This is a genomic window from Kitasatospora sp. NPDC092948 (genome assembly GCF_044754805.1).
Classification (GTDB): Bacteria; Actinomycetota; Actinomycetes; order Streptomycetales; family Streptomycetaceae; genus Kitasatospora.
The window spans coordinates 235011-260636 of record NZ_JBIVPU010000009.1 but is presented as its reverse complement, the minus strand read 5'-3'; the positions used below and the strand labels follow the sequence as shown (position 1 = coordinate 260636).

Genomic DNA, 25626 nt, shown 5'->3' with positions numbered 1-25626 from the left:
ACACCACACCACTCCCCCGGCCCCGGCCCGCGGCACGCGCCCGGGGCCGAAGCGTGCCCGCAGCGGTGGCGCACCGGCTCCGACCGGCCCAGAAGAGCTGGCAAACGGCGGTCCGGCGTGGTCACGTCGGGTCAGTGTCCGACCCGTCGGGTCCGATCCACCGTTCCACCGCCAAGGAGTGAACCCCTCATGACCATCGCCGTCGACAAGCTCTCCGACCCGGCCGTCCGCCGACTGCTCGGCGCCGTCAACTCGGGCAACCGGGACGCCTTCTTCGCCGCCCTCACGGACGACGCCACGATGTCCGACGACGGCTCCCAACGCGACCTGGCGGACTGGGTCGACCGGGAGATCTTCTCCTCGCACGGACACATCGAGGTGCAGACCGAGAAGTCCGGCGGGCGCGCCCTGGTCGCCGACTTCCGCAACGACGCCTGGGGCGAGATGCGCACCGCCTGGAAGTTCACCGTCGACCCGGACGGCCGGGTCAGCCACTTCGACACCGGCCAGGCCTGACCGGCCCGTTGACGGACGGTCGACGGCCGGGGCCCATCCGCACCCCGCCCGGCCGCCGACCGCCCGAGGCCCGACCGACCCGGGCCCGAACGGCCGGACACTCCCGGCCCTGCCCCGACCGCCCAGGCCCAACCAGCCCAGGCCCAACCAGCCCGGGCCCGAACGGCCGGACGCTCCCGACTCAGGCCCAACCAGCCCAGGCCCAACCAGCACAGGCCCAACCAGCCCAGGCCCGAACAGCCGGACACTCCCGACCCGGGCCCGAACGGCCGAACACTCCCGACTCAGGCTCAACCAGCCCAGCCCCGCCCAGCCCCGCCCGGCCGCCGACCGTCCGAGGCCCGACCGGCCCGGGCCCGAGGGCTCAGCCCCGACCGGCCAGGCACTCCCGGACGGCCGTGATCAGCGCCCGCGACCGGATGTCCCCGGTGACGCCCGGCTGCATGCCGTTGGTGACGTAGCCGAAGCCGATGCCCAGCTCCGGATCGGCGAAGCCCAGCGAGCCGCCGCGGCCCGGATGCCCGAAACTCGCCGGGGACGCCATCGGCGAGCTGCCGCCGTGCCGGAAGAAGCCGTGGCCGAACGTGGTGTTGACGATCAGCACCCGGTCCGGACCGTGCACCGCGGGGCCCGCCGCCTCGGCCAGGGTGGCCTGCTCGAACAGCGCCGGCCGCCGCTGCCCGGAGCCGTCCGCCGCCTCAGTGGGTCCGATCAGCCCGGCATAGAACCGGGCCACGGAACGGGCGGTGCCGATGCCGGCCGCGCCCGGCACCTCGACGGCCTGCACCGCCGGGTCGTTCAGGTCCACGCTGCTGCGCACCGAGGCGAACGACCGGGCCGTCAGCGAGCGCGGGTCCCGGTAGGCGTCCACCACCGACTGCTTGGGGCGCATCCGCATCCCGCCCGGCCCGGTCCTGGCCGCCTCCGGCGCGGGCAGGTCGACCAGCCGGCCGACCCGGCCGGACTCGGCGGCGGGCAGCCCGATCCAGAGGTCCAGGTCGAGCGGCGCGGCGATCTGCTCCGCGAAGTACTGCCCGACGCTGCGCCCGCCGGCCCGCCGCACCACCTCGCCGACCAGCCAGCCGAACGTCAGCGGGTGGTAGCCGTGCGCGGTGCCAGGCTCCCACGCCGGGGCCTGCGCGGCGACGGCCGCCGCGGCCGGGTCCCACGCCAGCACGTCCTCGATCCGCAGCGGCACGTCCAGCGCGGGCAGCCCCGCCTGGTGCGACAGCAGCCAGCGCACCGGGATCCGCTCCTTGCCGGCCTGCTTGAACTCCGGCCAGTACGCCGCCACCGGGGCGTCCAGGTCGAGCAGCCCGCGCTGCACCAGCAGCAGCGCCGTCGCAGCCGTCAGCCCCTTGGTGACCGACCGCAGCACCTGCGCGGTGCCCGCCTCCCAGGCCACCGCCGGAGCGGGCCTGCCGCCCACCTCCGGTCGGGCGTCACCGCCCCACAGGTCGACCACCTTCCGGCCGTCCAGGTACAGCGCGAACGCCGCACCCAGCTCCCCGTACTGCCGGAAGTTGCCCTCGAAAGCCGCCCTGACCGGCGCGAATCCGTCCGCCGTGAATCCCTGGATCTCCACCCACCCACCTTAAGCACCGCCCTCCGCGGGCCTGCCGCCGGAGCGGCAGCTCCCGGGTCCCCCCGGCCGACCCGGGCCAGAATGGCGGACATGACTACTCCCGCCCCCGACTCCGCCGCCTCCCCCTCGGACGAACTCGTCGACGTGGTCGACGAGCACGACCGGGTGCTGCGCAGCGCGCCCCGCTCCGAGGTCTACCGCGACAACCTGCTGCACCGCTGCGTCTTCGTGCTGGTCCGCGACCCGCAGGGCCGGATCTTCACCCACCGCCGCACCGACACCAAGGTGTTCGCCCCCGGCGCCTACGACTGCTTCGTCGGCGGCGTGGTCGGCGCCGGCGAGAGCTACCTGGACGCCGCCGTCCGGGAGGCCGAGGAGGAACTCGGCGTCACCGGCATCCGCACCCGCCCGCTGTTCCGCTTCCGCTACACCGACGGCGAACGGTTCAGCTGGTGGTCCGACGTCCACGAGGCCGACTGGGACGGCCCGGTCTCCCCGCAGGCCGAGGAGGTCGCCTGGCACACCTGGCTCACCGAGGACGAACTCGCCGACCGCCTCACCACCTGGGAGTTCGTCCCCGACGGCCGGGAGGCCTGGCGCCGTTATCTCGAACTGCGCACCACCGGCTGACCACCCGGTTCGTACTGTCCCGTGCCACCCCGACGAACTAGGGTGGGCCGCATGGCTTCCCGTATGCCGTCCGTGGCACCCCGCGCGGAGGAACAGCAGCCCGCCGCCCGCACCCCCCGGCGGCGGCTCACCGTCGACGAACGCCGCGAACAACTCATCGCGGTCGCCCTGGAACTGTTCTCGGACCGGGCCCCCGAGGACGTCTCCATCGACGACATCGCGGCCGCCGCCGGAGCCTCCCGCCCGCTGGTCTACCACTACTTCCCCGGCAAGCAGGCGCTCTACGAAGAGGCCCTCCGCCGGGCCGGCCAGGAGCTCGCCGGACGCTTCGAGGAGGCCGCCGACGGCCCGGTCTCCGAGCGCCTGTTCCGCGTCATGGGCCGCTACCTGGACTTCGTCCAGTCCCACGAGGCCGGCTTCACCGCGCTGCTGCGCGGCGGCTCGGTCGCCGCCAGCGCCGACGCCGACGCCGTCATCGACCAGGTCCGGCACGCCGCCCAGGAACAGATCCTCTGCCACCTCGGCCTCGCCGACCCCAGCCCCACCCTGCGCCGCACCGTCCGCGCCTGGATCGCCAACGCCGAGATCAGCTCCCTCGACTGGCTCGCCGACAAGCCCGTCCCCGCCGAGACCCTGCAACTCCACCTGGTCCAGGACCTGGTCGCCGCACTCGCCGTCGCCGCCACCCGCGACCCCGAACTCGCCCCCCTCCTCACCGAGTTCTTCTCCACCGAACAACCCGACGGCCCCACCGCCCGCCTCGTCCGCGACCTCACCACCACCCTCGCCAACCCCGCCCTCGCCACCACCCTCCTCCACCTCGCCACCCCACCGAACTCCTGACCCACCCTCACCCCACCCCACGGACACACCCCTCCCCCGACACCCCCGCCGCAGGCCCTTCCCCCGCGCCCCACCCGCACCACCCGCACCACCAACCGCCCGACCCCGAACGACCCTTCTTCCTGCGTCGTTCACGTCTGATAAAAAGTGCCTGAACTGTCCACACCCGAGAACGAGGGGGCTCGGCGAATGACGCAGGAAGGCTTCGCCGCCGCAGACCGGATCACGGCCACGCTGGACGCGGCGTCCGCCGCACTTCTCGGCAGCCGCGCCACCCACTACCCCGCCGACGCGCTCACCGCGTTCCGCCGGCCCCAACACCCGGCCGCCAAGGCCCTGTTCGGCCTGCGGATCAGCCAGATCGGCCCCGGCCTGCTCTCCGTCCCGAAGCTCGGCACGGTCATAGAGGTCTCCGCCAACCGCCGCCCGAACGCGGGCGCCGGCCGCGAGGCCGTCCCCGTTCTGACGCAGCGTTTCGCCGCCTCCGTCCTGGGCCTGACCGACGTCCCGTCAGCTTCCGCGCTGCGGGTGCACGCCGAACCGACCGCGGTGGACAGCGGGCCGCTGGCCGGCTTCACCCAGGCCCTCGCGGAGCTGGCCGAACCCCGCGCCACGGTCGCCCCGGACGAGCTGTCGACCGGCTCCGGCGTCGAGGCTCGCATGGTGGTCCCGCCCGCCTTCCACACCCTGACGGTGCGTGGTTCGGGCAACGCCCTCTCGGCCCATCTCGCCGAGACCGCCGAGGAGTTGTTCTCCGGCACGTCCCCGGCCGAGCGCAACGACTTCGCCGTGGTGGCGGCCCTGCTGGCGGAGCAGTTCGCCGCCGCGAACATCTCCTACGCGGGTGTCGCCGCGCTGCTGGTGAACGGCCGCCGTTCACGGGTCTCGCTGGTGGTGTCGACCGTGCCGTGCGCGCAGCCGATCCAGGAGTTGGCGGTGGAGCTCTCCACCGAGCGCCCGTCCTCCGAGGTCTGGACGGTGCTGCTGCCGGCCGGCCCGGCCGCAGTGCTGGTGGAGAACCGGGCGATGCCCGCCCTGAAGGAACTGCGCGACGACCGCCCCGGCGGCGTGGTGCACAGTTCGGTGGTCGAGGCGTTCGTGCCGATGCCGGACGGGGCGACGGTCCTGACGGTCCAGCTGACCACCTCCGACACCGAGGACTGGGATCTCTACACCTCGGTCTTCGCCGACCTGCTCTGCTCGGTCCAACTCGCCTGGGACGGCGTGGCCGTGATCCCCGCGCCGGTGCCGGTCGGCCGGGCCGTCCCCGCGCACGCCCCGAGCGTTCCGGCGCAGTCCGCCGCGCCGTCCGTGCCCGTCGTCCCGCCGATGCCGGCCACGGCGCCCGACCCGTCCGGCACCTCGGTGCGGGTCCCGCCCTCGGACTTCAACCCCTTCGCCACCCCGGCGCCCGCCGACCCGCCGGCCCAGCAGCCGTCCCCGGTACTGGCCTCCGCCGACCCGTTCGGCGCACCGGCCCAGACGCCGGCCACCCCGGCGCAGCCCACCAAGGGCACCGCGGTCCGGGTTCCCCCGAGCGACTTCAACCCCTTCGGCGCACCGGCCCCGGCCACCGCCACAGCCGCGGCACCCGCCGACCCCTTCGGCGCCCCGGCCCAACCCGCTGCGCCCGCCGACCCGTTCGGCGCACCTACGGCCACGCCCACACCCGCACCTGCCCCGCAGGCGGACCCGACCAAGGGCCGCCTGGTCAACGTGCCCCCGGCCGACTTCAACCCCTTCGGCGCACCGACCCCTGCCCCCGCCACCGCAGCCGCACCGGCCGCACCCGCGGCGGACCCCTTCGGCGCACCCGACCCGTTCGCCGCAGCGCCCACACCCGAGCCCGAGCCCGAACCGGAAGCCGCCGACCCCACCAAGGGCCGCCTCGTCAAGGTCCCCCCGGCCGACTTCAACCCCTTCGGCACACCGGCCCCCGCCCCCGCCACAGCCGCACCGGCCGCACCCGCGGCGGACCCCTTCGGCGCACCCGACCCCTTCGCCGCCCCGGACCCCTTCGCCGCAGCGCCCGCGCCCGAGCCCACACCCGCGCCGCAGGCGGACCCGGCCAAGGGCCGCCTGGTCAACGTGCCCCCGGCCGACTTCAACCCCTTCGGCACACCGGCCCCGGCCCCCGCCGCAGCCGCGCCGGCCGAACCCGCACCCGCGGCGGACCCCTTCGGCGCACCCGATCCCTTCGCCGCAGCGCCCACACCCGAGCCCGAACCGGAAGCCGCCGACCCCACCAAGGGCCGCCTGGTCAAGGTCCCCCCGGCCGACTTCAACCCCTTCGGCGCCCCGGCCCCGGCCCCCGCCGCAGCCGCACCGGCCCAACCCGCCGCACCCGCGGCGGACCCCTTCGGCGCACCCGACCCCTTCGCCGCCCCGGACCCCTTCGCCGCCGCCCCCGCTGCCCCGGCAGCCCCCGCACCGGCACCGGCCCCGCAGGCGGCCGACCCGACCAAGGGCCGCCTGGTCAACGTGCCCCCGGCCGACTTCAACCCGTTCGCGCCCCCGGCCCCGCCCGCGCAGACCACCGCCGACGCGGAGCCCGAAGCGGACGCGGCCGACCCCACCAAGGGCCGCCTCGTCAAGGTCCCCCCGGCCGACTTCAACCCCTTCGGCGCCCCGGCCCCCGCCCCCGCCGCAGCCGCACCGGCCCCCGCCCCGGTCGCCGCACCCGCACCCGCCCGGGCGGCCGCCGCAGACCCGTTCGGGACGACGCTGTCCTCCGAGCCGGCCGACCCGTTCGGCACCGTGACCAGCAAGTCCTCCAACATTCCGCCCCGGCCCACCGCTCCGCCGGTGGTTCCCGCCCCGGCCGATCCGCCGCAGGCGGCCGATCCGACCAAGGGCCGCCTGGTCAACGTGCCCCCGGCCGACTTCAACCCGTTCGCGCCCCCGGCCCCGCCCGCGCAGACCACCGCCGACGCGGAGCCCGAAGCGGACGCGGCCGACCCCACCAAGGGCCGCCTGGTCAAGGTCCCCCCGGCCGACTTCAACCCCTTCGGCGCACCGGCCCCGGCGGCGGCCCCCCAGGCCTCACCGCCCCCGCCGGCCGCCAGCCCCTTCGGCTGACCCGCACCCCACGAACGGCGAGCCCGGCCCCGGGCTCGCCGTTCGGCATTTCTCGAACCGCGCCCCATGCATCGTCAACTCCCGCACCCAACCCGCTAATTGCCGCCAGCCCAAAGCACCGACAACTGGTTCCGACTCCACCGATGAACTAGGTTGTTGGACCATGACGACCGGGACGGCGGCCCTGCGCCACTCACGAATCGGCGACCCGGCGCTCCGCTGAGCGCCGCCCGACCCGCAGCCGGCCTTCCGCCGACCGCGCGGGCTCCGCCTCCGTCGCGTTGACCACCGCATCGACAACGTCAACCACGGCCGGAGGAACAGATGTCCACTCAGTCACGTACCGAATCGCTGACGATCCCCACCCCGGACGGCACCGCCGACGCTCTCGTCGCCTTCCCCGCCGGGGGCGGGCGCCACCCGGGTGTGCTGATGTACCCGGACGGGTTCGGGCTCCGGCCCGTGCTGCGCGAGCTGGCCTGTGAGCTGGCCGCTCACGGGTACTACGTGCTCGTCCCCAACATCTTCTACCGGCACGGCCCGGCCCCGGTGGTCGAACTCCCCGCGTACATCGGGGCGGAGACCCGCTCCGAGGTCTTCGGCCGGGTCATGCCGCTGATCTCGGCGCACACCCGCGACCGCGCGTTGCTCGACGCCGACGCGTACCTGCGGTTCCTCACCGCCCGGCCCGAGGTCGCCGCCGGACCGGTCGCGGTGACCGGCTACTGCATCGGCGGCCTCCAGGCCGTCCGCACCGCCGCCGCCCACCCGGACCGGGTCGCCGCCCTCGCCGCGTTCCACGCCCCGGTGGCGGCGGACGGGCCCGAGCTCTTCGCCGATCTCACCGCCGAGGTCCATTTCGGCCATGCCGCAAGCGACTTGACCCCCGAGACCCTCGCCGGGCTCAACCGCGGCCTGGACGCCGCCGGGGTCACCCACACCTCGGAGATCTACCCCGACACCGTCCACGGCTTCACCATGGCCGACACCTACGCCTTCGACGCCGCGGCTCTCCAGCTCCACTGGGACCGCCTGCTCGCCCTCCTCGCCCGCACGCTCTGAGCACTGGCCGACCTGGGCTGTCGGCACCCCGTGTCAAGATCTCCATCACCCCATCCGAAGGAGATCATCATGGGTGCCTGGGACATCGGTCCGTTCGGCAACGACAACGCCGCCGACTTCGCCGGCGAGCTGGACGACACTGCCCCTGAGCAGCGCGAGGACCTGGTCCGCGCCGTGTTCGGCACTGCCGTCGACGAGGACGGCGAGTTCGACGAGTTGGACGCCGAGGACGGGGACCGCATCATCGCCGCGGCGGCGCTGGTGGCCGCGCAGTGCCCGGGCGGCACGCCGATCGACACCGCGTACGGGCCGGAGCAGCCGCTGCCGCTGTTCGGCCCGGAGACCCGCCGACTCGCCGTGACCGCACTGACGGGAGTGCTCTCCGAGGACTCCGAACTCGCCGAGCTCTGGGACGAGTCGGACGAGGGCCCGGCCTGGCGCGCCGAGGTGAAGCGGCTCCGCGCCGTCCTGTCCGCGGCCTGACGCACACTCGGTCCGAACGGCGACCGACCCGGGCGGGCGACGACCCGACCCGGGCCGAGAAACGACCGACCCGGGCCGAGAAACGACCGGCTCAGGCCGAGAGGCGACCGGCTCAGGCGGGTCCTCGTTCGGCGTCGACCTCCTCGGCCAGCGCGGCCATCCGGTACAGCGTGACGAAATACCGGGAGGCGTAGCTGTCGGTGCCGAAGACCGGCAGGAGGTCGGCGAGGAGGGCGATGCGGCTGCGCAGGTGCTCGCGGTGGCGGGCGCCGAGGGCCGGGCCGTCGAGGACGTTGGCGGCGAAGCCGGTGAGGACGGTGTTCAGGGTGACCAGACAGGTGCCTTCGGGCTCCTGGTCGTACCAGCCTGTGGGGAACCGCATGGCGCTGAACTCGTCCCAGAGGCACGCCAGGAGGTCGGTCTTCTCGTCCGCCATGATGATGATCATGCCGCACTGAAGCGCCGCTGTGAACGCTTCACGCACACATGTTCGACACGATTCCGGCAGTCGGGCCGGGGCCGAGCCCCGGGTCAGCCGGCGCGGCGGGCCAGGTGCACCACATCGGGCACGCCGCGTTCGACGGCGATCTCCTCGGTGCGGACGTCGGTGAACCCGGCGTCCCGGAGCGCCTGTTCGAAGGCGGTGGACGGCTGGGCGCTCCACACCGCGAGGACGCCGCCGGGCCGGAGCCGGGCAGCGGCGTTGGCCAGGCCGGTGGGGCCGTACAGCGCGTCGTTCTCCTCGGTGACCGTCCAGTCGGGGCCGTTGTCGATGTCGAGGCAGAGCGCGTCGTAGCGCTCGGCGGCGGAGGCCAGGTACGCCACCAGGTCGGTGTGCAGCACCTCGACCCGCGGGTCGTCCAGCGCACCGGCGGAGAACGCGCCCAGCGGGCCCGTCCGGTGCCAGTCGATGATCGCGCCCTCGCGCTCGGCCACGGCGATCCGCCCCCACCGCGGCTCGGCCGCGGCACAGGCCAGCGAGAAGCCGACCCCGAGCCCCCCGATCAGCACACTCGGGCCACCCCCGACGGACACTCCCCCTGCCGGCCCTCCCCCGACAGACGCTCCCCCGGCCGATTCGCCCACCGCCCTGCCCGCCGCCACTCCGTCCGCCGCCCTGCCCGCCACTCCGTCCGCTGCCCCGTCCAGCGCCAGCCCGTCCACCGCCAGCTCGTCCAACGCGGCCCGGATCAGCAGCCGTTCGGAGCGCCCGTCGGCGGTGTCCATCAGGAAGCAGCCGTTCGCGATGATCTCGTACTGCTCGCCGCGCCGCCGCAGCACCACCTCGCCGTACGGCCCTTCCCGGCGGTCGATCACTTCGGCCTCGGGCAGGTTCTGACGGCTGGGCAGCACGGACATCCGGCAACTCCTGGTGTGCGCACGGTCACAGGGCGATCCGACCCTAGCCGATCACCCCGGCCGGGGCCGATCGGTTTTCGCTACCCCTGCGCGTCGGGCACCGGCGCGGCCGCGGCGACCGGCGTCGCCCCTTCGCGCGGGCTGCGCCGGGCCCGCCGCTCCAGCCACTTGGCCAGCCAGGACAGCAGCAGACACATGCCGATGTAGATCGGGGAGATCACCATCACCACGGGGATGAACGGCAGGTCGTAGTCCAGGTTGGTGGCGATCAGCTTCCCGGCGTGCAGGAACTCCTCGAAGGTGATCAGGAAGCCCAGCGAGGTGTCCTTCAGCGCCACCACCAGCTGGCTGACGATGGTCGGCAGCATCGACCGGACGGCCTGCGGCACCAGGACGTACGACATCACCTGGGTCTTGCGCAGCCCGAGCGCGTACGCGGCCTCCCGCTGCCCCTTGGGGACGGCGAGCACCCCGGCCCGGAACACCTCGGCCAGCACCGAGCCGTTGTACAGGGTGAGGCCGGCCACCAGCGCCCACAGCGGTTCGACCTTGAGGGCGACGAAGATGAAGAAGATCATCACCAGCAGCGGCATGGCCCGGAAGAACTCCACCACCACGGTGGACACCCAGCGCACCGCCCGGTGGTCGGAGAGCCGTCCGGCGGCGAACAGCGCGCCGAACGGGAGCGCGAACAGCACCGTCCAGCCGAACGCCTTCAGGGTGTTGCCGAGGCCGCGCAGCAGCAGCTCCTGAACGCCCTTGTACTCGAAGGCCATCCACTTCTGGTAGGTGAACTGGTCGGTGTGGAACAGCATCCAGATCACCCAGCCGACCAGCGCGGCGAGCAGCACCAGCGTCAGGATGCCGTACAGCCGGTGCCGGGCCAGCGCCTTGGGGCCGGGGATGTCGTACAGCGCGGAGGACTCCACCGTCATCGGGACACCGCCACCCGTCGCTCCAGTACGTTGAACACGGCGCTGATCGCCAGCGTGATGATCAGGTAGCCGACCGCGATCCAGACGAAGGTCCAGATGATGCTGTAGCCCAGCTCGTTGATGGTCCGGTAGGTGCCGAGCAGTTCGATCACGCTGAACGAGCCGGCGATCGCGGTGTTCTTCGCCAGCGCGATCATCACACTGCCCAGCGGGGCGACCACCGAGCGGTACGCCTGCGGCAGGATGACCAGGCTCAGCGTCTGCCCGAACGTCAGGCCCAGGCTGCGGGCCGCCTCGCCCTGCCCGGTCGGCACGGTGTTCACGCCGGAGCGCAGCACCTCGCAGACGAACGCCGAGGTGTAGCAGCCCAGCGCCAGCACCGCGAAGGTGAAGAACGGCAGCGTGATGTGGAACCGGGGCAGGCCCAGCACCACGATGAAGAACAGCAGGGTCAGCGGGGTGTTCCGGAGCACCGTCACCCACCCGGTGCCGATCGCCCGCAGCGGCTTCACCGGCGACACCCGGAAGCCCGCCATCACCACCCCGAGCACCAGCGCGATCGCGGCGCTGACCAGGGTCAGCCAGAGGGTGCCGAGGAAGCCGTGCCAGTAGGTGGACCAGTTGCTGGTCAGGACGTTCATCCGCGCCCCCTGTTCACTTGTACCGGTCGATGGCCGGGGGCGGCGGCGCGGGCACCCCGGAGAGGCCCAGCGTCGCGTCGTAGGCCTTCTTCCAGTTGCCGTTGTCCATGTTCAGCTGCAGCGCGTCGTTGATCGCCATCCGCAGCACGGTGTCGTTCTTCGGGACGCCGATGCCGTACGGCTCGGTGGAGAACGGCTCGCCGACCATCTTCAACTCGTCGGGGACCTTGGCCACATAGCCCTGGAGGATGGCGTTGTCGGTGGTGACCGCGTCGACCTGACCGCTGATCAGGTTGTCCACGCACGCCGAGTAGGTGTCGTAGCCGACCAGCTTGGCCTTCGGGTAGTCGGTCTGGATCCGCTGGTACGGGGTGGACCCGGCAGCCGAGCAGACCTTCCGCCCCGCCAGGTCCTGCGGGCCGTTGATCTTCGTCTCGTTCTTGCGGACCATCAGCGCCTGCCCGGCGATGAAGTACGGGCCGGCGAAGCCGACCAGCTTCTTCCGGTTGTCGTTGATGGTGTAGGTGCCCACGTAGTAGTCGACCTGGCCGTTCTGCAGCGCGGTCTCCCGGTTGGCGGAGGCGATGGTGCGGAACTCGATCTGTCCGGGTCCGAAGCCCAGGTAGGCGCCGACCATCTTGGCGATCTCGATGTCGAAGCCGGAGTACTCGCCGGTGGCCGGGTTCTTCTGGCCCAGGTACGGCTGGTCCTCCTTGGCGCCGACCACCAGGTGTCCGCGCGACCGGGCCGCGTCCAGGGTCGGCGAGCCGGTGATGTCGTCGGTCCGCACCGGGTAGCTGGGCAGCGCGCTGGGCTGCGGGCCCTTCGGCGGCGGGGTGCCCTCCTTGCCGCAGCCGGACAGCGCCGCCAGCGCGACCGTCACGGCCAGGGCGAACAGCGCGGGCGCGCGCAGGATGTACCGCTGGTTCACCGCGCCGCCTCAGTGCTTCAGGATCTTGGACAGGAAGTCCCGGGCGCGCTCGCTGCGCGGGTCCGCGAAGAACTCCTCGGGGACGCGGTCCTCGACGATCCGCCCGTCCGCCATGAACACCACCCGGTTGGCGGCGGAGCGCGCGAACCCCATCTCGTGGGTGACCACCACCATGGTCATCCCCTCGGCGGCCAGCGAGCGCATCACCTCCAGCACCTCGTTGATCATCTCGGGGTCGAGGGCCGAGGTCGGCTCGTCGAACAGCAGCGCCTTCGGGTCCATCGCCAGCGCCCGGGCGATCGCCACCCGCTGCTGCTGCCCGCCGGACAGCTGCGACGGGTACTTGTCCGCCTGCGAGGCCAGCCCGACCCGCTCCAGCAGCGCCCGCCCCTTGGACTCGGCCTCCGCCCTGCCGCGCTTGCGGACCTTGATCTGGGCGAGCGTGACGTTCTGCAGCACCGTCCGGTGCGCGAACAGGTTGAAGGACTGGAACACCATCCCGACCTCGGCGCGCAGCTTCGCCAGGCCCTTGCCCTCGGCGGGCAGCGGCTGACCCTCGATCAGGATGTCGCCGCTCTCCACCGGCTCCAGCCGGTTGATCGCCCGGCACAGCGTGGACTTCCCCGACCCGGACGGGCCGATCACCACCACGACCTCGCCCCGACCCACCGTCAGGTCGATGTCCTGGAGCACGTGCAGCTGCCCGTAGTGCTTGTTCACCCGGCGCAGCTCGATCAGCGGCTCTCCGGCCGGCCGCCCGGCGGCCTCCTGCGACGCCGTCACCGGTTGCGCCGGCCCTTCAGCAGCCAGCCGAGCGCGGTTCCCGCGATCAGCGTCGCCAGCAGCGCGATCCACAGCGGGCAGGTGACGGTGAAGACCCAGAACTGGATCTTCACCTTGTCCAGGTTGGCGAACAGGAACCACAGCGCCAGCACCACGATGACGCCGATGCCGATCCAGCGGGTCGGAACGCCGCCGATCTCACCGCGCTGCCCGCTGGACGGGGAACCTGAAGTCTTTGTCACCCTGGCAGTCTGCGCCCGGCCCGCACGCCCTCCCCCGCACCACCACCGCCGGACCAGCCCATTCACCCGTTCGGCCCCGACACCCGTCCGTGACGCAGATCACAGGGCCCTCCGTGACACTTAACCCCGCCCCCACGGCGTTCTGTCCATTGGGCGATCCCGGTCCCCTCGGGAGTCCCCTCGGGAATACTCCGCCGTTCGCCCCGGTTGCCGCCCTCTTGGACACATCTGTGCAGTAACCCACCATGATCGACCGAAGGGCACCCCTCTCTCGTGACCAGCACCTCCGCAGTTCCCCCGATCCCCTCGATCACGCTGAACAACGGCGTCCGGATCCCGCAGCTCGGCTTCGGCGTCTGGCAGGTGCCGGACGCGGAGGCGGTCCCCGCGGTGCGCACCGCGATCGAGGCGGGCTACCGCTCGATCGACACCGCCGCGATCTACGAGAACGAGGCGGGCACCGGCCAGGCGATCGCCGAGTCCGGCGTGGCCCGGGACGAACTGTTCGTCACCACCAAGCTGTGGAACTCCGGCACCGTCGACTGGTCGGGCGACCAGGGCCGCGACCGGGTGCTGCGCGCCTTCGACGAGTCGATGGCCAAGCTCGGCCTGGAGCAGCTGGACCTGTACCTGATCCACTGGCCGCGGACGATGCACGGCCCGTCGTTCCTGAACATCTGGCGCGCCTTCGAGCAGCTGCAGGCCGACGGCCGGGTCCGCGCGATCGGCGTCTCCAACTTCCACGTCACGGACCTGGAGCTGCTGCTCAAGGAGACCTCGGTGGTCCCGGCGCTGAACCAGGTCGAGCTGCACCCGTACTTCCCGCAGGCCGAGCTGCGCGCCTTCCACGCGGAGCACGGCATCGCCACCGAGGCGTGGAGCCCGCTGGGCCAGGGCGGCGACCTGCTCGCCGAGCCGGCGCTGCTGAAGATCGCCGAGAAGCACGGCCGTTCGGCGGCCCAGGTGGTGCTCCGCTGGCACCTGCAGAGCGGCGTGATCGCCATCCCGAAGTCGGTCACCCCGGCCCGCATCCGGGAGAACCTGGACGTGACGGGCTTCGAGCTGGACGCCGAGGACCTCGCGGCGATCGCCACCGTCGACACCGGCAAGCGGATCGGCCCCGACCCGGCCGGTTTCGACTGGAACTGACGGTCCGTCAAGCGCTCCGTCGCCGGCCCCGCGTCGGCGTGAACTGACGCTTCGTCAGTACGGAGCGTGACGACCGGAACAAGCCACAACAACCCGGAAGGGGCCGACACCTGAGGTGGTGTCGGCCCCTTCCGGAGCGTCCCGAGCGGTGCCGCGTGCCCGCCGGGGCGCGATCGCCGCCCGAAAATTGGTCGGCGCTTTGCAGAATCGTTACAGCCGAGCCGCCTTCGCGAGCAACGCCAGCGCCGGCGCGTGCTCGTGCGGCTCCAGCGGAGCGAGCAGTGCCTCCTGGACCTCGCGGACCCCGGCGGTGGAGCGGTGCAGCAGCTCCTGGCCGGTCGGGGAGAGCGAGAGCAGGTTGCGGCGCCCGTCCGAGGGGTCGCGGCGGCGCAGCACCAGGCCGCGCCGCACCAGCCGGCTGACCATCTCGGCCATCGTCGCCTTGTCGAGCGAGGCGAGCTCGCCGACCGTGCGCTGGTCGGCGCCCGGTTCGGTCTCCAGCGCGTCCAGCACGGCGTACTGAGGGGCCGTCAGTTCGGTGCCGACCTTCTCCGACCAGAGCTTGGTGTGCACCTGCTGGGCGACCCGGATCAGGTAGCCGATGGCCCGCTGGGCGTCCAGCGTCGGCCGGGCGTCGGCCATCACGGCGACGGCGGCCGGCTCCAGCCGGGCGATCCGTGCCATGGTCCGGACGAGTTCCAGCTGTTCGTCCGGACTGAGCGACTCGAACAGGGTCCGCTGGACCCGGACCACGCCGCCGGTCGCCTCGCGCACCGCCTGAGCGCCGCTCTGCGAGAGCGCCAGCAGCTTGCGACGGCCGTCGGCCGGGTCCCGGCGCCGGAGCACCAGGCCCCGCCGGACCAGCCGGGCGACCATCTCGGCCATCGTCGCCTTGTCGAGCGAAGCCCGTTCACCGACCGTGCGCTGGTCGGCTCCGGGCTCCAGTGCCAGTACCAGCAGCACCGCAAACTGCGGGGCCGTCAGCTCGGTACCGACGTATTCGGACCACAAGCGGGTGTGAACCTGCTGGGCCACGCGGATGAGGTGCCCGGGCGACTGCTGCAGTCGGCCGGGCACACGGGTTGTCGGGATCTCCCCCAGCACCATGAAATCCGTCCCGGTGTCACGCTCGGGGTGTGTGTGGGACACCCGAGCGGGGCAGTAACGGCGAGTGAGCATCCTGCTGTGAGTAAGGATGTGTCGGCCGTGCAGCCGGTGGCTGCTGGCGCACACTATACAAACGGTCGGCCTGGACCGGCAGGTAGGGGCGCAGAGTAGTCGCAGGTTCGGCAAAGTTGGCATATTTCCCCCGTATGTCGGGACCACGACCAACCTGGTTCACCCGCTCGGCCGCCGCTCCCCCTCACCCTCTGTCACCTGCGGCGCTGCCTCTGGTCGGAATTTCTACTCGCCGGTAGGGTTGCCGCGCTGCGCCCAGCGCACCTCATTCAATTCTCATCCGCGGGTCACCGGCCCGGTCCGGTCCCGTCGTCCGATTTCGAGAGAGACGAGTACGAAGATGACCGAGCAGAGCACGTCCGTGACCGCCGATGTTCCGGTGCGGGTGGCCGTGGTGACGGGTGCGGCCCGTGGGATCGGCGCCGCCACCGCGCTCCGGCTGGCCGCCGACGGCTACGCGGTCGCCGTGGTCGACCTGGAGGAGTCCACCGCCAAGGGCACCGCCGAGGCGATCGTCGCCGCGGGCGGCCGCGCGCTGGCCGTCGGCGCCGACGTCTCGAACGCCGAGCAGGTGCAGGCCGCGGTGGACCGGATCGCCGCCGAACTGGGCACCCCCGTGGTGCTGGTGAACAACGCGGGCGTGCTCCGCGACAACCTGCTGTTCAAGATGTCCGAGTCCGACTGGGACACCGTCATGAACGTGCACCTCAAGGGCGCCTTCCTGATGACCCGCGCGGTGCAGAAGCACATGGTGGCCGCCGGCTTCGGCCGGGTCGTCAACCTGTCCTCCTCCTCCGCGCAGGGCAACCGCGGCCAGGCCAACTACTCCGCGGCCAAGGCCGGCCTGCAGGGCTTCACCAAGACCCTGGCGATCGAGCTCGGCAAGTTCGGCATCACCGCCAACGCCGTCGCCCCCGGCTTCATCGCCACCGACATGACCGCGGCCACCGCGGCCCGGGTCGGCATGGAGTTCGAGGCGTTCAAGCAGGCCGCCGCCTCGGCGATCCCCGTGCAGCGGGTCGGCGTGCCGGACGACATCGCGCACACCATCTCCTTCCTCGCCTCCGAGGGCGCCGGCTTCGTCTCCGGCCAGGTCATCTACGTGGCGGGCGGCCCGCTCGACTAGTCGGGCGGCGGGTTCGTGGTGCGCCGCCCACGGCGCGGGTCCAGACTCGACGTGCAGACCTCCCGCCGCCGTCCCCCGGCAGCGGGCGCACCCACGGAGGATCTTGATGACCGATTCCACGGACAGCGACTCCAAGCCGACTCCGGACAAGCTGCTGCACACCGGGGCCGAGCACCCGGTCGACCCCGAGGACCTGGTGATGGCCTCGGGGCGCGACGTCACGGAGGAGCGGCTCGCGAAGGCGAAGAAGGACATGGAGGAGCACGGCGCGGCAGCCGTCGAGAAGGTGTTGCCCTGAGCCGTCCGGCGCCGCCCGACCCGGCGGCCGATTTCCCGGAAGTGACCTGCGTCACGGGAAATCGGCCGCCTCTTTCGTTCCCGCACCACCCGTCCGGCAATTGGAGAATCTCTCCGGAAACGGCCCCCGGGAGCGCGCGGGAGGGTGATTTGGCCCACTCCCCGAGGCTTTCCCGCCCGCCCCGCAGCCGCTGAACTGCCCGTATGGGGAAAGTGCGGACAACCGATCACCGGCGGGTGACAGATACTCCGAATAGCCCGGGCCGCTCCGGGCCAGCCGGTAATGTCGAAGGCGTGCCAGCCAAGCCCGAATCCCCCGCGCCGCGGATATCGACCGCGTCGCGCATGATTCCGATCCAGTCCGAGCGCGATTCCGTCACCGAAACGACCGAATCCGCACTCTCCTCGATCAGTCGGCGGCACGCCCTGCTCTTCGGCATCACGGCGGTGCTCTACCTGGCGGTGGTGCTCGCCATCATGTGCGACTCGCCGCTGGTCGACCTCGACTGGGCACTGCAACAGCTGCGCCCGTACAAGCAGTGGCCGCAGGCCCTGCCGTACCTGGACATCTGGGTGATCGCCGGGCAGCGCGGCCCGACCGCGATCGCGGCCTGTCTGTGGCTGGGCTGGCGCTGCTACCGCACGCACTCGTCGCGGCCGCTGCTGGTGATGGGCATGGCGCTGCTGCTGCTGAACGTCACGGTGGGCGGGGTCAAGATCCTGACCGGCCGGCTCGGTCCGCACTACGCGCACTACATAGGGTCGCCCGAGCTGTTCTCCGGCGGCACCATCTTCCCGTCCGGGCACACCGCCAACGCCGTGGTCACCTGGGGCGTGCTGGCCTACCTCGCGGTGCGCTGGCGGCGGACGGGCACGGTGCTGGCCGCGCTGACCGCTGCCTCGATCGGGCTGACCACCGTCTACCTGGGCACCCACTGGATCTCCGACGTGTTCGCCGGCTGGGCGGCGGGAGCGCTGGTGCTGCTGTCGCTGCCGCTGGCCGAGCCGGCGATCGCCGCGCTGGACGAACGGGTGCTCGCGGTCTGGCACCGCGAGGGCCGCTTCGCCCGCCCCGCCCCCGTGCGCCGGCCGAAGCCGGCCACCGCGCACTGGGCCGGCCGGCCGCTGTCGGTGCGCCCTCAGCCCGCCCAGGCGCGTTCCACCACCCCGCCCCGGACGGTCAGGTTGAGCCGGTCCGACCGGTACTCCATGGTCAGCAGCGCCTCCGGCGCCAGCTCCCGCACCGTGCGCCAGCCGCGTTCGACGGCCAGCGCCCGGGCGCGTTCCACCGGCAGCCCCAGGTAGTCGTCCAGCAGGTCGTCCATCACTCCGCCTCCCCGAACCCGACAGTCCTACGCTGGAAGGGTACGAGGGAGGCGGTGGCGCATGCGGCGGACGAAGACTCCGAGGGTCTGGCGGAGCGGGACGGAGCCGGCCACCGCGCGCAGCGATCTGAAGCTGCGCTTCCTGCTGTCGATGCTGTTCCTGCCGTTCTTCGCGCTGTGCACGGCGGGCTTCGCGCTCTGGGCGTGCTTCGCGTCGCCCGACGGTGCGCCGAGCAGCGGGACGCTGACCGTGTTCGCGGTGGCCTGCGGGGTGCTGATGCTGGTGGCGGCGGCGGACCTGTGGGTCGTGGTGCGCCGCCGCCGTACCGAGCTGTAGCGGTCAGCGGGAGCCGACGGCCTGCTTGACCAGGGTGCGGCCGAAGTCCCACATCAGGCCGCTGCCGCGGTGGGCGTCGTCCATCACCTCGGTGAAGGCGTCCATGAAGCGGTCGACGTCCTTCTCGGTGATGATCAGCGGCGGGATCAGCTTGATCACTTCCAGGTGGTCGCCGGAGACCTGGGTGAGGATCCGGTGCCGTTGCAGCAGCGGGACCACCACCATCTGCGCGAACAGGCCCTTGCGGGCGGCCTGCAGGGCTGTCCAGCCGGTGCGCAGCTTGAGCGACTTGGGCCGGCCGAACTCGATGCCGATCATCAGCCCGCGCCCGCGCACCTCGGCGAGCAGTTCGTAGCGGTCGACCAGCGCGGTGAGGCGGGCCTTGAACAGCTCGCCGACGCGCGCGGCGTTCTCCACCACCTGCTCCTGCCGCATCACGTGCAGGGTGGCCAGGCCGGCGGCCATCGCCTGCGCGTTGGAGCCGAAGCTGGCGGAGTGCACCAGCACCCGGTCCATCGAGGAGTACACCTTCTCGAAGATCCACGACTTGCCGAGGGTCGCCCCGATCGGGACGTAGCCGCCGGACAGCGCCTTGGCGGCGCACACCAGGTCGGGCTGCACGCCGTCCTCGGCCTGGTGGGCGAAGAAGGTGCCGGTGCGGCCGACGCCGGTCTGCACCTCGTCGCAGATCAGCAGCGCCCTGTGGTCGTGCAGCAGCTGCTGGGCGGCGGCCAGCCAGCCGGGCGGCGGGGCGAGCACGCCCTTGCCCTGGATCGGCTCCACGATCAGCGCGGCGACGTCGGCCTTCTTCAGCTCCCGCTTCAGCGCGTCCAGGTCGCCGAGCGGGATCGCGGTGTCCGGCAGCAGCGGGTCGAAGCCCTTGCGGAAGCCGCTCTCGCCGTTGACGGACAGCGAGCCGGTGGTGAGGCCGTGGAAGGCGTGCTCGCAGTACAGGACGCGGCGCTTCCCGGTGGCGTACCGGGCGAACTTGAGCGCCGTCTCGACCGCCTCGGTGCCGCTGTTGCCGAAGAACACCCGGTCCAGGCCGGGTGCGTGGGCGAGCAGCTGTTCGGCGAGCAGGCCCGGCAGCGGGGAGCAGTCGAAGCGGGTGAGGTCGGCGGTCTCCAGGTCCATCGCCTGCTGGACGGTGGCCCGGACGGCGGGGTGGTGGCGGCCGAGCGCGAAGATGCCGAAGCCGGCCAGCATGTCGAGGTACTCGTTGCCCTCGGCGTCGTAGAAGTACGGGCCTTTCGCGCGCTCGTAGAACCGGTCGAAGCCGATGGTGTGCAGCATCCGCGGCAGCTGCGGATTGAGGTGGCGGGCGTGCAGCTCGTAGCGTTCGGCGCCGCGGGCGGCGAGCAGGGCGGCGAGGTCGAGCGGTTCGGCCTGGGTCACGCGGGTTCACTCCAATCGGTCACACCCGGGGGACCCGGTCGCCGGGGCGGGTTCCGGTCCCGGGCAGCAGGCGGCGGGCGTGGGCGGCGGTCTGGGCGGCGACGCCGGTGCCGGTGAGTCCGATCTCCTCCAGGATCTCGCCGCGCGAGGCGTGCGCCAGGAACTCCTGCGGGATGCCGAGGTCGCGCAGCGGGGTGTCGACCTCGGCGTCCCGCATGGCCTGCGCGAGGGCGGCGCCGACGCCGCCGGTGCGGCCGTTGTCCTCGACGGTGACCACCATCCGGTGCGCGGCGGCCAGCTCGACCAGGGCGGGGTCGACGGGCTTGACCCAGCGCGGGTCGACGACGGTGGCGGTGATGCCGTCGGCGGCGAGCAGTGCGGCCGCGTCCAGGCAGGCGAGGGCCATCGGGCCGACGGCGACCAGCAGCACGTCGGGGGCGGGGCCGGTGCGGGCGAGCACGTCGGTGCCGCCGGTCCGGTCGATCGCGGGCACCTCGGGCCCGAGTTCGCCCTTGGGGAAGCGCACCACGGTGGGGGCGTCCTCGACGTCGACGGCTTCGCGCAGCTGTTCGCGCAGCCGGGCGGCGTCGCGCGGGGCGGCGATCCGCAGCCCGGGGACGACCTGCAGCACCGACAGGTCCCACATGCCGTTGTGCGAGGCCCCGTCGTTGCCGGTGACGCCGGCCCGGTCGAGCACGAAGGTGACGCCGAGCCGGTGCAGGGCGACGTCCATCAGCACCTGGTCGAACGCCCGGTTCAGGAACGTCGCGTACACCGCGACCACGGGGTGCAGCCCGCCGGTGGCCAGGCCCGCGGCAGAGGCGACGGCGTGCTGTTCGGCGATGCCGACGTCGAAGGTGCGCCCGGGGTAGGCCCTGGCGAACGGGCCGAGTCCGACGGGGTGCAGCATGGCGGCGGTGACGGCGACCAGCTCGGGGCGTTCGGCGCCGAGCGCGAGCATCTCCTTGCCGAACACGGACGTCCAGGAGGCGCCGGCGGACGGCGAGATCGGCAGGCAGGTGTACGGGTCGATCGGGTTCACGGCGTGGAACCGGTCGGCCTCGTCCTGTTCGGCGGGCCGGTAGCCGCGGCCCTTGACGGTCAGGCAGTGCACGATGACCGGCCCGCCGAAGTTGCGGGCCCGGCGCAGGGCCTGTTCGACGGCGGCGATGTCGTGGCCGTCGATCGGGCCGAGGTACTTCAGGCCGAGGTCCTCGAACATGCCCTGCGGGGCGAAGGCGTCCTTGAAGCCCTTCTTGGCGCCGTGCAGCGCGTCGAACAGCGGCGGCCCGACCACGGGGGTGCGCTGCAGGGCGTCCTTGCCCCAGGCGAGGAAGCGTTCGTAGCCCTTGGTGGTGCGCAGTGTGGCGAGGTGGTGGGCGAGGCCGCCGATGGTGGGCGAGTAGGAGCGTTCGTTGTCGTTGACGACGACGATCAGCGGGCGGTCCTCTGCTTCGGCGATGTTGTTGAGGGCTTCCCAGGCCATGCCGCCGGTGAGCGCGCCGTCGCCGATCACGGCGATGGTGCAGCGGTCGACGCCGAGCAGCTGGTTGGCCTTGGCGATGCCGTCGGCATAGCCGAGCGCGGTGGAGGCGTGCGAGTTCTCGATCAGGTCGTGCGGGGACTCGGCGCGCGAGGGGTAGCCGGACAGTCCGTCCTTGGCGCGCAGCCGGCCGAAGTCCTGTCGGCCGGTGAGCAGTTTGTGCACGTAGGCCTGGTGGCCGGTGTCCCACAGGATGCGGTCGTGCGGGGAGTCGAAGACCCGGTGCAGGGCGATGCTGAGTTCGACGACGCCGAGGTTGGGTCCGAGGTGGCCGCCGGTGCGGGTGACGTTGTCGATCAGGAAGTGGCGGATCTCGGCGGCGAGCGGCGGGAGCTGTTCGGGGTGCAGTCGGCGCAGGTCGGCGGGCCCGGTGATCCGGCTCAGCAGTGGCATGGCGTACCCCTCACGGCTGTTCGGGTGGGTGGACGGTCGGTGTCCAGCCTGCGGCCCTGCGGTCGCGGTCGCCTGTCGGCGCGGGGCCGCCCGCGCGGTGGCTTGCGGGCGGCCGGTGACGGTGCTTCAGACCGCCTTGGGCGCGGCGAGGGTCTCCCGGGCGGCGCGGATCGTCTCCTTGAGCGAGCCCATGGTGGCGAGCACCGCGGTGGGTTCGTACCCGCAGTGGGCCATGCAGTTGTCGCAGCGGGGGTCGCGGCCGCGGCCGTACTTGTCCCAGTCGGTCTTCTCGATGAGTTCCCGGTAGGTGGGGACGTAGCCGTCGGCCATCAGGTAGCAGGGGCGCTGCCAACCGAACAGCGAGTAGTTGGGGATGCCCCAGGCGGTGCACTCGAAGTCGACCTTGCCTTCGAGGAAGTCCAGGAACAGCGGGCTGTGGTTGAGCCGCCAGCGGCGCCGGTTGCCGCCGGAGAAGGCCTGGCGGAAGAGTTCGCGGGTCTGTTCGACGCCGAGGAAGTGCTCCTGGTCGGGGGCCTTCTCGTACGCATAGGCCGGGGAGATCATCATCTCGTCGACCTTGAGTTCGTCGTTCAGGAAGTCCAGCACCTCGACCACGGTCTGCGGTGTGTCGGTGTTGAAGAACGTCGAGTTGGTGGTGACCCGGAAACCCCGCCGCTTGGCCTCCTTGATCGCCTCGACGGCCTCCGCGAAGGTGCCCTCCTTGGCCACCGACTCGTCGTGCCGCTGCTCCAGGCCGTCGATGTGCACGGCGAAGGTGAAGAACGGGGACGGGGTGAACAGGTCGAGCTTCTTGCGCATCAGCAGTGCGTTGGTGCACAGGAAGACGTACTTGCGGCGGGCCACCAGCTGCCGGACGATCTCGTCGATCTGCGGGTGCATCAGCGGTTCGCCGCCGGCGATGGAGACCATCGGGGCGCCGCACTCCAGGACCGCGCCGACCGCCTGCGCGACCGGCATCCGCTGCTTGAGCACCCCGGCCGGGTGCTGGATCTTGCCGCAGCCCTCGCACTTCAGGTTGCAGGCGAACAGCGGCTCCAGCTCGACGATCAGCGGGAACTTGTCCCGGCGCTTCAGCTTCTGCTGCATGAGGTAGGTGGATACGCGGAGGGTCTGACGCAGCGGCATGGCCATGGCTTAGCTCGCCTCCTGAGGGAGCGTCGAGGGCTGTGTCGAGGGCGGTGGGGCGGTCGGCGGACGGGGGGCGGCGTTCAGTTGCCGGTGCCACGCGGTGAGGGCGGGGACGGCGGCCCGCAGCGCCCGCCAGGCGCGGAACCCGGCGGGCAGGGTGCCGGGGCGGACGAGTTCCCGCTCGGGGGTGTCGACCACCACCCGCAGCACCGCGGCAGGCAGGTCGGGGGCGTGTTCGGCGCGGGCGGCGAGCACCGCGGCGGCCTCCATGTCGACGGCGAGCGCGCCCTCGGCGTGCAGCCGGGCCCGTTCGGCGCCGCGCACCACCCGGTCGGCGGTGCGGTGGGTGCCCAGGTGGGCGCGGAGCCCGGCCTCCTCCAGGGCGGTGGCCAGCGCGGGCGCGGCGACCAGCGGGTGGACGCGGCCCTCGGCGTCGGTGACCTGGTCGGCGACGATCACCTCGCCGGGGCGCACCCCGGGGCCGACCGCGGCGCCGAACCCGGCGACCAGCAGCGCCCCGTAGCCGCCGACCTCCAGCAGCACGGCGGCCCGGCGGCCGGCCGCCCGGCGGCCCATGCCGGTGCGGGCCAGCACCGGGGGGCCGCCGGCCGAGCCGGACCAGTCGCCGCCGCGCAGCGCCCAGGCCTCGGGGGCGAGCGCGCAGAGCACCAGCAGGGGGGCGGTCATCGGTGGCCGCCCCGGCCGAGCGGCGCGTCGTGCAGGTACCGGCCGAGGGCGGTGACCGGGAACACCAGGCGGTACAGGTGGTAGTTGATGGAGAAGTCCCAGGGGAACCCGGTGCCGGTGAACTGCGGTTCGTCCCAGCTGCCGTCGGGGCGTTGGGTGCGGGTCAGCCAGGCGATGCCGCGTTCGACCGCCTCGGTGTCGCGTTCACCGGCGGCGAGCAGCGCCATCAGGGCCCAGGCGGTCTGCGAGGCGGTGGAGTCGCCGCGGCCGGCCCAGGTGGCCGGGTCCTCGTAGGAGCGCATGTCCTCGCCCCAGCCGCCGTCGGTGTTCTGTCGGCCGGTCAGCCAGCGGACGGAGCGGCGGATCGCGGGGTGGCCGGGGGTGAGTCCGGCGGCGATCAGGGCGGGCACCACGGAGCCGGTGCCGTAGATGTAGTTGGTGCCCCACCGGCCGAACCAGGAGCCGTCGGCCTCCTGGTGCTCCAGCAGCCAGGCGACGCCGCGCCGGGTGCGGGGGTCGCGGGTGCGGCCGGTCTCGGAGAGCATCTCCACCATGTGCGCGGTGACGTCGGCGGAGGGCGGGTCGATGACCTCGCCGAAGTCGCAGAACGGCAGCTTGTTGGGGAGCCGGCTGGTGTTGTCGGCGTCGAAGGCCCCCCAGGCGCCGTCCTTGGACTGCATGCCGAGGCTCCAGTCGACGGCGCGTCCGACGGCGCCGGTCAGTCGGGCCCGGTCGGGGTGGTCGATCCGGCGCAGTGCTAGCACCACTTCGGCGGTGTCGTCGACGTCGGGGTAGGTGTCGTTCTGGAATTCGAACGCCCAGCCGCCGGGGGCGAGCCGGGGGCGCTTGACCGCCCAGTCGCCGCGGGTGGTGATCTCCTCGCCGAGCATCCACTCGCCGGCCCGGACCAGGGCGGGGTGGTCGCCGGGCAGTCCGGCGTCGCGCAGCGCGATGGCGGCCAGGCAGGTGTCCCAGACCGGGGACTGGCAGGCCTCCATCCAGCGCTTGCCGTCCTCGGTGTGCACGGTGAAGCCGTCGAAGGCGGCCAGTCCGGCCTTCATGACGGGGTGGTCGAGACGGTAGCCGAGCAGTCGCAGGGCGATCAGCGAGTACACGGCGGGCGGCTGGATGCCGCCCCAGCAGCCGTCGGCCTCCTGCCGTTCGATGATCCAGGCGGCGGCCTGTCGCAGCGCGAGGCGGCGCACCGGCCGGATGGCGTGCCGGTGGTAGCGGTGCATCAGCTGGTCGAGGCGCTGGAAGAGGCCGTCCCAGCTGTGCGCGGGGGCGAGCGGCCGGTTCGGGTACGGGTCCGCCGGGTCGGTGTGCAGTTCGGTGAGGCCGAACGGGGCCGGGCGGACCGGGCGGTGGGCGGAGACCACGGTCAGCGGGACGATGGTCTGGCGGGCCCACTGGCCGAAGGAGTAGATGTTCAGCGGCGCCCAACTGGGCAGGAACAGCACTTCGGGGGGCAGTTCGGGGAGTTTCTCCCAGGGCCACCAGCCGAACAGGGCGAGCCAGATCCGGGTGAAGACCCGGGTGGCGGCGATGCCGCCGCTCTCCCTGACGAAGGTGGCGGCGGCCCGCATGTGTGCGGCGTCCGGGGCGTCCCCGGCGAGCCGGAGGGCGACGTACGCCTCGACGGTGGTGGACAGTTCGGGCGGGCCGCCGTGGAAGGTGGCCCAGGTGCCGTCCTCCCGCTGCCGGGAGCGGATCCAGGCCGCGGTGGCCCGGGTCTGCTCCTCGGTGCGGATGCCGAGGAACTGGCGGAGCAGCAGGTCTTCGGCGTCCATGGTGACGTTGGTCTCCAGGTCGCCCTTCCACCAGCCGTCGGCGTGCTGGAGTGACAGCAGGTGTGCGGTGGCCCGGCTGAGCGCCGCCGCGGGTGAGGAATCGTCAGATCGTGTTACTGCAACTGAGGTTTGGGGTCCGAGCCTTCCACCCGCGGTTGCTGTCACTCT

25 protein-coding genes are annotated in these 25626 nt (G+C 72.6%); 11 read left to right on the top strand and 14 right to left on the bottom strand.

All coding sequences use genetic code 11. The annotated features are described in order from the left end of the window. Positions 1-189 precede the first annotated feature (189 nt). Complete coding sequence (locus ACIQF6_RS25430; protein WP_400898807.1) at positions 190-516, top strand: nuclear transport factor 2 family protein; 327 nt, start codon at positions 190-192, stop codon at positions 514-516. 364 nt (positions 517-880) lie between these two features. Here ACIQF6_RS25430 and ACIQF6_RS25425 read toward each other — a convergent pair whose 3' ends face one another. Beyond that, positions 881-2101 carry a serine hydrolase domain-containing protein gene (locus ACIQF6_RS25425; RefSeq protein WP_400898805.1) on the bottom strand — a complete coding sequence of 407 codons (1221 nt, stop codon included), beginning with the start codon at positions 2099-2101 and terminating at the stop codon, positions 881-883. A gap of 90 nt (positions 2102-2191) precedes the next feature. Here ACIQF6_RS25425 and ACIQF6_RS25420 point away from each other — a divergent pair, with 90 nt between their 5' ends. The 5 genes from ACIQF6_RS25420 to ACIQF6_RS25400 all read left to right on the top strand — a co-directional run bounded on the left by ACIQF6_RS25420 (position 2192) and on the right by ACIQF6_RS25400 (position 8197). Beyond that, complete coding sequence (locus tag ACIQF6_RS25420; protein ID WP_400898803.1) at positions 2192-2731, top strand: NUDIX hydrolase; 540 nt, start codon at positions 2192-2194, stop codon at positions 2729-2731. Between the two features lie 51 nt (positions 2732-2782). Then, positions 2783-3574, top strand: coding sequence for a TetR/AcrR family transcriptional regulator (locus ACIQF6_RS25415; protein WP_400898801.1), 792 nt, complete (start codon positions 2783-2785; stop codon positions 3572-3574). Between the two features lie 189 nt (positions 3575-3763). Beyond that, complete coding sequence (locus ACIQF6_RS25410) at positions 3764-6652, top strand: hypothetical protein (protein ID WP_400898799.1); 2889 nt, start codon at positions 3764-3766, stop codon at positions 6650-6652. 324 nt (positions 6653-6976) lie between these two features. After that, a complete protein-coding gene (locus ACIQF6_RS25405; RefSeq protein ID WP_400898797.1) occupies positions 6977-7714 on the top strand; it encodes a dienelactone hydrolase family protein in 738 nt (245 codons plus the stop codon). Between the two features lie 69 nt (positions 7715-7783). Beyond that, entirely contained in the window at positions 7784-8197 is a 414-nt protein-coding gene (locus ACIQF6_RS25400) for a DUF4259 domain-containing protein (RefSeq protein WP_400898795.1), read from the top strand. Positions 8198-8309: 112 nt separating this feature from the next. Here ACIQF6_RS25400 and ACIQF6_RS25395 read toward each other — a convergent pair whose 3' ends face one another. The 7 genes from ACIQF6_RS25395 to ACIQF6_RS25365 form a co-directional block, all read right to left on the bottom strand. After that, the gene (locus tag ACIQF6_RS25395; RefSeq protein WP_400898793.1) at positions 8310-8633 is read right to left on the bottom strand and encodes a hypothetical protein; all 324 of its coding nucleotides are present in this window, start codon (positions 8631-8633) and stop codon (positions 8310-8312) included. A 95-nt stretch (positions 8634-8728) separates the two neighbouring features. Then, positions 8729-9556 (bottom strand): spermidine synthase, encoded by an 828-nt coding sequence (locus tag ACIQF6_RS25390; protein ID WP_400898791.1) that lies wholly within the window; start codon positions 9554-9556, stop codon positions 8729-8731. An 80-nt stretch (positions 9557-9636) separates the two neighbouring features. After that, complete coding sequence (locus tag ACIQF6_RS25385) at positions 9637-10491, bottom strand: amino acid ABC transporter permease (protein ID WP_400898789.1); 855 nt, start codon at positions 10489-10491, stop codon at positions 9637-9639. Continuing rightward, on the bottom strand, positions 10488-11132 hold the full coding sequence (locus ACIQF6_RS25380; RefSeq protein ID WP_400898787.1) for an amino acid ABC transporter permease: 645 nt from the start codon (positions 11130-11132) through the stop codon (positions 10488-10490). Before ACIQF6_RS25380 ends, ACIQF6_RS25385 begins: the two co-directional genes overlap by 4 nt. Before the next feature lie 13 nt (positions 11133-11145). Further along, complete coding sequence (locus tag ACIQF6_RS25375) at positions 11146-12063, bottom strand: glutamate ABC transporter substrate-binding protein (protein ID WP_400898785.1); 918 nt, start codon at positions 12061-12063, stop codon at positions 11146-11148. Between the two features lie 9 nt (positions 12064-12072). Then, positions 12073-12801, bottom strand: coding sequence for an amino acid ABC transporter ATP-binding protein (locus tag ACIQF6_RS25370; protein WP_400898874.1), 729 nt, complete (start codon positions 12799-12801; stop codon positions 12073-12075). Positions 12802-12842: 41 nt separating this feature from the next. Further along, on the bottom strand, positions 12843-13088 hold the full coding sequence (locus ACIQF6_RS25365) for a LapA family protein (protein ID WP_400898783.1): 246 nt from the start codon (positions 13086-13088) through the stop codon (positions 12843-12845). 273 nt (positions 13089-13361) lie between these two features. Here ACIQF6_RS25365 and ACIQF6_RS25360 point away from each other — a divergent pair, with 273 nt between their 5' ends. Next, complete coding sequence (locus ACIQF6_RS25360; protein WP_400898781.1) at positions 13362-14237, top strand: aldo/keto reductase; 876 nt, start codon at positions 13362-13364, stop codon at positions 14235-14237. Positions 14238-14447: 210 nt separating this feature from the next. Here the strand turns inward: ACIQF6_RS25360 and ACIQF6_RS25355 are convergent, their stop codons facing one another. Next, on the bottom strand, positions 14448-15248 hold the full coding sequence (locus tag ACIQF6_RS25355) for a MarR family winged helix-turn-helix transcriptional regulator (RefSeq protein ID WP_400898779.1): 801 nt from the start codon (positions 15246-15248) through the stop codon (positions 14448-14450). A 508-nt stretch (positions 15249-15756) separates the two neighbouring features. On the opposite strand from ACIQF6_RS25355, the gene fabG reads away from it, so the two are divergent. The 4 genes from fabG (at position 15757) to ACIQF6_RS25335 (ending at position 18501) form a co-directional block, all read left to right on the top strand. Next, the gene (gene fabG, locus ACIQF6_RS25350) at positions 15757-16542 is read left to right on the top strand and encodes a 3-oxoacyl-ACP reductase FabG (protein WP_400898777.1); all 786 of its coding nucleotides are present in this window, start codon (positions 15757-15759) and stop codon (positions 16540-16542) included. A 106-nt stretch (positions 16543-16648) separates the two neighbouring features. Further along, positions 16649-16840 carry a hypothetical protein gene (locus ACIQF6_RS25345; RefSeq protein ID WP_400898775.1) on the top strand — a complete coding sequence of 64 codons (192 nt, stop codon included), beginning with the start codon at positions 16649-16651 and terminating at the stop codon, positions 16838-16840. Positions 16841-17184: 344 nt separating this feature from the next. After that, positions 17185-18144, top strand: a complete 960-nt coding sequence (locus tag ACIQF6_RS25340) for a phosphatase PAP2 family protein (protein ID WP_400898773.1) — start codon at positions 17185-17187, stop codon at positions 18142-18144. 81 nt (positions 18145-18225) lie between these two features. Next, the gene (locus ACIQF6_RS25335; RefSeq protein WP_400898771.1) at positions 18226-18501 is read left to right on the top strand and encodes a DUF6343 family protein; all 276 of its coding nucleotides are present in this window, start codon (positions 18226-18228) and stop codon (positions 18499-18501) included. Between the two features lie 3 nt (positions 18502-18504). Here the strand turns inward: ACIQF6_RS25335 and ACIQF6_RS25330 are convergent, their stop codons facing one another. The 5 genes from ACIQF6_RS25330 to shc all read right to left on the bottom strand — a co-directional run bounded on the left by ACIQF6_RS25330 (position 18505) and on the right by shc (position 25623). Further along, a complete protein-coding gene (locus tag ACIQF6_RS25330; RefSeq protein ID WP_400898769.1) occupies positions 18505-19896 on the bottom strand; it encodes an aspartate aminotransferase family protein in 1392 nt (463 codons plus the stop codon). Positions 19897-19915: 19 nt separating this feature from the next. After that, entirely contained in the window at positions 19916-21832 is a 1917-nt protein-coding gene (gene dxs / locus ACIQF6_RS25325; RefSeq protein WP_400898767.1) for a 1-deoxy-D-xylulose-5-phosphate synthase, read from the bottom strand. A 126-nt stretch (positions 21833-21958) separates the two neighbouring features. Next, positions 21959-22984 (bottom strand): adenosyl-hopene transferase HpnH, encoded by a 1026-nt coding sequence (hpnH, locus tag ACIQF6_RS25320; RefSeq protein WP_400898765.1) that lies wholly within the window; start codon positions 22982-22984, stop codon positions 21959-21961. Positions 22985-22987: 3 nt separating this feature from the next. Then, a complete protein-coding gene (locus tag ACIQF6_RS25315; protein ID WP_400898763.1) occupies positions 22988-23668 on the bottom strand; it encodes a 1-hydroxy-2-methyl-2-butenyl 4-diphosphate reductase in 681 nt (226 codons plus the stop codon). Continuing rightward, positions 23665-25623 carry a squalene--hopene cyclase gene (shc, locus tag ACIQF6_RS25310; RefSeq protein ID WP_400898761.1) on the bottom strand — a complete coding sequence of 653 codons (1959 nt, stop codon included), beginning with the start codon at positions 25621-25623 and terminating at the stop codon, positions 23665-23667. The genes ACIQF6_RS25315 and shc overlap by 4 nt, the downstream gene beginning before the upstream one ends. Positions 25624-25626: the final 3 nt, after the last annotated feature.

What these genes read in the sequence shown, in the direction of transcription:
- ACIQF6_RS25430 (WP_400898807.1), top strand. Translation starts at nt 190, where the DNA reads ATGACCATCGCCGTCGACAAGCTCTCCGACCCGGCCGTCCGCCGACTG.
- ACIQF6_RS25420 (WP_400898803.1), top strand. Translation starts at nt 2,192, where the DNA reads ATGACTACTCCCGCCCCCGACTCCGCCGCCTCCCCCTCGGACGAACTC.
- ACIQF6_RS25415 (WP_400898801.1), top strand. Translation starts at nt 2,783, where the DNA reads ATGGCTTCCCGTATGCCGTCCGTGGCACCCCGCGCGGAGGAACAGCAG.
- ACIQF6_RS25410 (WP_400898799.1), top strand. Translation starts at nt 3,764, where the DNA reads ATGACGCAGGAAGGCTTCGCCGCCGCAGACCGGATCACGGCCACGCTG.
- ACIQF6_RS25405 (WP_400898797.1), top strand. Translation starts at nt 6,977, where the DNA reads ATGTCCACTCAGTCACGTACCGAATCGCTGACGATCCCCACCCCGGAC.
- ACIQF6_RS25400 (WP_400898795.1), top strand. Translation starts at nt 7,784, where the DNA reads ATGGGTGCCTGGGACATCGGTCCGTTCGGCAACGACAACGCCGCCGAC.
- ACIQF6_RS25395 (WP_400898793.1), bottom strand. Translation starts at nt 8,633, where the DNA reads ATGGCGGACGAGAAGACCGACCTCCTGGCGTGCCTCTGGGACGAGTTC.
- ACIQF6_RS25390 (WP_400898791.1), bottom strand. Translation starts at nt 9,556, where the DNA reads ATGTCCGTGCTGCCCAGCCGTCAGAACCTGCCCGAGGCCGAAGTGATC.
- ACIQF6_RS25385 (WP_400898789.1), bottom strand. Translation starts at nt 10,491, where the DNA reads ATGACGGTGGAGTCCTCCGCGCTGTACGACATCCCCGGCCCCAAGGCG.
- ACIQF6_RS25380 (WP_400898787.1), bottom strand. Translation starts at nt 11,132, where the DNA reads ATGAACGTCCTGACCAGCAACTGGTCCACCTACTGGCACGGCTTCCTC.
- fabG (WP_400898777.1), top strand. Translation starts at nt 15,757, where the DNA reads ATGACCGAGCAGAGCACGTCCGTGACCGCCGATGTTCCGGTGCGGGTG.
- ACIQF6_RS25345 (WP_400898775.1), top strand. Translation starts at nt 16,649, where the DNA reads ATGACCGATTCCACGGACAGCGACTCCAAGCCGACTCCGGACAAGCTG.
- ACIQF6_RS25340 (WP_400898773.1), top strand. Translation starts at nt 17,185, where the DNA reads ATGATTCCGATCCAGTCCGAGCGCGATTCCGTCACCGAAACGACCGAA.
- ACIQF6_RS25335 (WP_400898771.1), top strand. Translation starts at nt 18,226, where the DNA reads ATGCGGCGGACGAAGACTCCGAGGGTCTGGCGGAGCGGGACGGAGCCG.
- dxs (WP_400898767.1), bottom strand. Translation starts at nt 21,832, where the DNA reads ATGCCACTGCTGAGCCGGATCACCGGGCCCGCCGACCTGCGCCGACTG.
- hpnH (WP_400898765.1), bottom strand. Translation starts at nt 22,984, where the DNA reads ATGGCCATGCCGCTGCGTCAGACCCTCCGCGTATCCACCTACCTCATG.
- ACIQF6_RS25315 (WP_400898763.1), bottom strand. Translation starts at nt 23,668, where the DNA reads ATGACCGCCCCCCTGCTGGTGCTCTGCGCGCTCGCCCCCGAGGCCTGG.